Source organism: uncultured Allobosea sp. (assembly GCF_945957345.1).
In the GTDB taxonomy this organism is placed as follows: Bacteria; Pseudomonadota; Alphaproteobacteria; order Rhizobiales; family Beijerinckiaceae; genus Allobosea.
In genome coordinates this window covers 1-4,736 of the sequence record NZ_CAMFKW010000103.1, presented here as the reverse complement: position 1 = coordinate 4,736, position 4,736 = coordinate 1, and the positions used below count along the sequence as shown (strand labels likewise).

At 66.3% G+C, this 4,736-nt stretch carries 4 protein-coding genes; 2 read left to right on the top strand and 2 right to left on the bottom strand.

Translation table 11 applies throughout. The annotated features are described in order from the left end of the window. The coding region (locus Q0Q36_RS24940) for a CorA family divalent cation transporter (RefSeq protein ID WP_293802570.1) at positions 1-508 on the bottom strand (508 nt) is incomplete at its 3' end. A gap of 324 nt (positions 509-832) precedes the next feature. On the opposite strand from Q0Q36_RS24940, the gene Q0Q36_RS24935 reads away from it, so the two are divergent. Then, complete coding sequence (locus Q0Q36_RS24935) at positions 833-2,200, top strand: dicarboxylate/amino acid:cation symporter (RefSeq protein ID WP_293802568.1); 1,368 nt, start codon at positions 833-835, stop codon at positions 2,198-2,200. Positions 2,201-2,401: 201 nt separating this feature from the next. Here Q0Q36_RS24935 and Q0Q36_RS24930 read toward each other — a convergent pair whose 3' ends face one another. Then, entirely contained in the window at positions 2,402-3,448 is a 1,047-nt protein-coding gene (locus tag Q0Q36_RS24930) for a cysteine synthase A (protein ID WP_293802566.1), read from the bottom strand. A gap of 141 nt (positions 3,449-3,589) precedes the next feature. Here Q0Q36_RS24930 and Q0Q36_RS24925 point away from each other — a divergent pair. Continuing rightward, the coding region (locus Q0Q36_RS24925; RefSeq protein ID WP_293802564.1) for an RNA methyltransferase at positions 3,590-4,736 on the top strand (1,147 nt) is incomplete at its 3' end.

Sequence of the window (4,736 nt, the reverse complement as noted above, 5' to 3'; positions counted from 1 at the left end):
CCAGCACCGGCATGTAGTTGTCGACGATGAAATCGAGGATCGCATAGAGGATGAAGTCCTCGCCCTTCGCCAGCGAGGTCGGGCAGGTTTCCCAATGCTGCCTGACCGATTTGTACGAGGTCGAGGCGCCGTGCCTGACGCTGACGATATAGCCGCGCCCGACGAAGATATGGGTCTCGCCGAAGGCGATGCGCCCGTCGATCAACTGGGCGGTGCGGGCGACGACGAAGAGCGCGTCGCCATATTGCTCGAGCTTCGGGCGCTGATGCGCGTTGGTCGCGTCCTCGACGGCGAGCGGGTGCAGATTGAACTGCTGCTGCACGCAGCGCAGGAGCGCGGAGTCCGGCTCGAACAGGCCGATCCAGACGACATGGTCGTCCTTGCGCGCCCATTCTCCGGCTTCCGTGACCGGGATGTCGGCGACGCGCACGCCATGGACATAGACACCGGACGCGACGACGCCGTCCTGATGCGGGTGATTCTGTTCGAGGGGGACGGCGGCAGGCACCGTTTCCCGCGCTGCGGCGGACGTGAACCGGACTTCCGAGACTGACATGCGACCACCTCGCCGATCGCTGGATCATCGAAGGGCAGGCTAGAACTGTTCGATCTCCGAGGAAATCACTTTTCCGGCAAAAGGGAGAGTTGCGGGAGGCCTCGTCGCCACGGCGATCGACCCATCCGGGATGGCGCTCGCGTCTGACGAGTTTGGAGAATATTTTTATCGCGTAGAGGCCAGAGAACGAAAATATCTGCTTTTGCGGCAGCCGGTTCCGGAGGTGTATAGGAACATTCATCTACGGCCATGGGCCGAACCAGAAGAGATCCTGTCATGACCACCGCAATTCCCCGGACCGGCACAGCCGGAGCCGGTTCAAAACCGTTCTATTCCAGCTTCGGCTTCCAGGTTCTGGCGGCCATGGTGATCGGCCTCGTGCTGGGCTGGGTCGCACGCAACATGGGGCCGGTCGCTCCGGGCCAGCCGAACTGGCTGACCGTCACGCTCGCGACCACCGGCTCGATCTTCGTGCAGCTTCTGCAGGCGCTGGTGCCGCCCTTGATCTTCACGGCCATCGTCGCCTCGATCAGCAATCTCCGGCAGCTCTCGAATGCAGCCGCTTTGGTCTGGCAGACGCTGCTCTGGTTCGCGATCACCGCCTTCATCGCGGTGCTGATCGGCATCGCGCTCGGCCTCCTGATCCAGCCCGGCATCAATGCAGGCGTCGCCGCCGCCAGCGCCAAAGCGCCGGGCTCGGTCGGCTCCTGGCTCGATTTCCTGAAGGGCCTCGTCCCCGCCAACATGTTCGGCCTGCAGGCGACGACGCAGGTCGGCACTGGCGGCGCGACGACCCGTCTCGGCTTCAACGTGCTGCAATTGCTGGTGATTTCGATCGTCGTCGGCGTCGCGGCGCTGAAGGTCGGCGAGCGCGCCAACAGCTTCCTCGCGCTAAACGAGTCCTTCCTGGCGATCGTCCGCAAGATCCTGTGGTGGGTCATCCGTTTGACGCCGATCGGCACCATCGGCCTGCTCGGCAACGCTGTCGCCCAGTACGGTTGGCAGACGCTGGAGCAGCTCTCCTGGTACGCCTTCGCGATCTATCTCGGCCTCGCGATCGTCCTGCTCCTCGTCTATCCCGCGCTGCTGATCCTGCACGGGCTGTCGCCGATGCGCTTCTTCGCGGGGGCCTGGCCGGCGATCCAGCTCGCCTTCGTTTCGCGGTCTTCGATCGGCACCTTGCCGGTGACCGAGGCCGTGACCGAGAAGAGCCTCGGCGTGCCCCGCGAATACGCCGCCTTCGCCGTGCCGCTCGGCGCCACCACGAAGATGGATGGCTGCGCCGCGATCTATCCGGCGATCTCGGCGATCTTCGTCGCGCAGTTCTACGGCGTGCCGCTCGGCATCCAGGAATACGTCCTGATCGCCTTCGTCTCGGTGATCGGATCGGCTGCGACCGCCGGCCTCACCGGTGCGACGGTGATGCTGACGCTGACGCTCTCGACGCTCGGCCTGCCGCTGGCCGGCGTCGGCCTGCTGCTCGCCATCGACCCGATCCTCGACATGGGCCGCACGGCGGTGAACGTCGCCGGCCAGGCGCTGGTGCCGACCCTTGTCGCGAAGCGCCAGGGCATGCTCGATCAGGCGCAGTACGACCGCGCCGGGGATATCGAGGCGATCGACGCGACGCCGCGCGCGGCTTGAAGGCGAAGGAACCACGGCCGTCATTCCGGGGCGCCGCGAAGCGGCGATCCCGGAATCCATGAACACGCGGCTCTCGTCATGGTCGGGCTTGTCCCGACCATCCACGTCTTTGTAGATGCCGGCCGGTGTTCAAGACGTGGATGCTCGCCACAAGGGCGAGCATGACGGCGCTGGAAGCAGGCGGTGGTTACGGGCTCCGCCTCAGGCCATCACTTTCGCGACGACCTGCTTCAGCGCCGAACCGTCGCCCTCCAGCCAGCCGGGAACCGGCAGGTTCTTCGAGCGCAGGAAATCCGGGTTGAACAGCTTCGACTGGTAGCGCGTGCCGTAGTCGCAGAGCACGGTCACGATGGTATGGCCCGGCCCCATCTGCTTGGCCAGCCGGATCGCGCCAGCGACATTGATACCCGACGAGCCGCCGAGGCACAGGCCCTCATGCTCCAGCAGGTCGAAGACGATCTGCACCGCTTCCGCATCCGGGATCTGGAAGGCGATATCGACCGGCGCGTCCACCAAATTGGCGGTGATCCGGCCCTGGCCGATGCCCTCGGTGATCGAGGAGCCCTCGGACTTGAGAACGCCGTTTGTGTAGTAGGAATAGAGCGCAGCCCCCATCGGATCGGCCAGCCCGATCGTCACTTTGGGATTGCGTGCCTTCAGCGCCATGCCGACGCCGGCCAGCGTCCCCCCTGAGCCCACCGCGCAGATGAAGCCGTCGACCTTGCCTGCGGTCTGCTCCCAGATTTCCGGGCCGGTCGTGTCGAGATGGCCCTGCCGGTTCGCGACATTGTCGAACTGGTTGGCCCAGATCGCGCCGCTCGGCTCGGTCTTCGCCAATTCCTCGGCGAGCCGGCCGGAGACCTTCACGTAGTTGTTGGGGTTGGCATAGGGAGCGGCGGGCACCTCGACCAGCGTCGCGCCGGCCAAGCGCAGCATGTCCTTCTTTTCCTGGCTCTGCGTCTCCGGGATGACGATCACCGAGCGATAGCCCAGCGCATTGCCGACGAGCGCGATGCCGATGCCGGTATTGCCCGCCGTGCCCTCGACGATGACGCCGCCGGGCTTCAGCTGCCCCTTCGCCTCGGCGTCGCGGATGATGGCGAGCGCGGCGCGGTCCTTCACCGACTGGCCGGGATTCATGAACTCGGCCTTGCCGAGAATGGTGCAGCCGGTTTCCGCCGAGGCGCGCTCGAGCTTGATGAGCGGGGTGTTGCCGATGGCTTCAATGACGCCGTTGCGGATAGTCATGGCAGGATTTCCCAATTTCTCTCCGACCTGATAGGCGAAAGCCTCTCAGCGGTCATCAGTGAGCGGGCCTTTCGCCCCGAGTTCGGAACAATGCCAGTCGCCAAGCCGCAAGCCGGAGAAATTTCTTCTCCGAAGCTCGTCATGAATGAAATCCTGGCTGTCGATCGCCTCGGCCAGAAGGGCGATGGCATCGTTCAGGCCGCCTCCGGCAGCGTCTTCATTCCCTATTCGCTGCCCGGCGAGACCGTGCGCGCCGTGGTTGATGGCGAACGCGGCCAGCTCGTCGAGATCATCGCGCCCTCCGAATCCCGCATCGCGGCGATCTGCCCGCTCTTCACCCGTTGCGGCGGTTGCGCGGCGCAGCACATGGCGCCCGGCCTCTACCGCGAATGGAAGCGCCAGCAGGTCGTCACCGCCTTGAGCCGCGCCGGCATCGAGGTGCCGGTCGCCGATCTCGTCGATGCCCATGGCGCCGGCCGTCGCCGCGTCACCTTCCATGCCCGCCGTCAGGGCGAGGCGATGGTCGTCGGCTTCATGGCGGCGCGCAGCCACGATCTGATTTCGGTCGAGACCTGCCCGGTGCTGGTGCCGGGGCTCGATCGCGCGCCCGCCGTCGCCCTGATGCTGGCGAACCGCATGGGCGGCGCCAACAAGCCGCTCGATATCCAGGTCACCGCCTCGGAAGCCGGGCTCGATGTCGATATCCGCGGCCATGGCCCGCTCGGTGACAAGCTGAGGCTCGCTTTGACACAGCTCGCCGAGCGGCTCGATCTCGCCCGGCTCTCCAACCATGGCGAGATCGTCGTCGAGCGCCGCCCGCCCTTGCAGCGCATGGGCAAGGCGCTGGTCGCGCCGGCTGCAGGCGGCTTCTTGCAGGCGACGGCGGCGGGCGAGGAGGTGCTGGCCGGGCTCGTCATGGCGGCTTTGCCCAAGGGCAAGCGCGCCGCCGATCTCTTCGCCGGCTGCGGCCCGTTCAGCTTCCGCATCGCGGAAAAGATGCAGGTGCTCGCCATCGAGAGCGACAAGGCGGCGATGCTGGCGCTGGCCAAGGGCGCTGGCGCGACGCAGGGGTTGAAGCCGATCGCGACCGAAACGCGCGATCTGTTCCGCCGCCCGCTGCTGGAGCATGAGCTCAACGGTTTCGACGTGATCGTGCTCGATCCGCCGCGGGCCGGCGCGGAGGCGCAGGTCAAGCGCTTGGCGGCTTCGAAGGTCAAGGACGTGATCTATGTGTCCTGCGATGCGGCGAGCTTCGCGCGCGACGCCGCGACCCTCGTTGCGGGCGGCT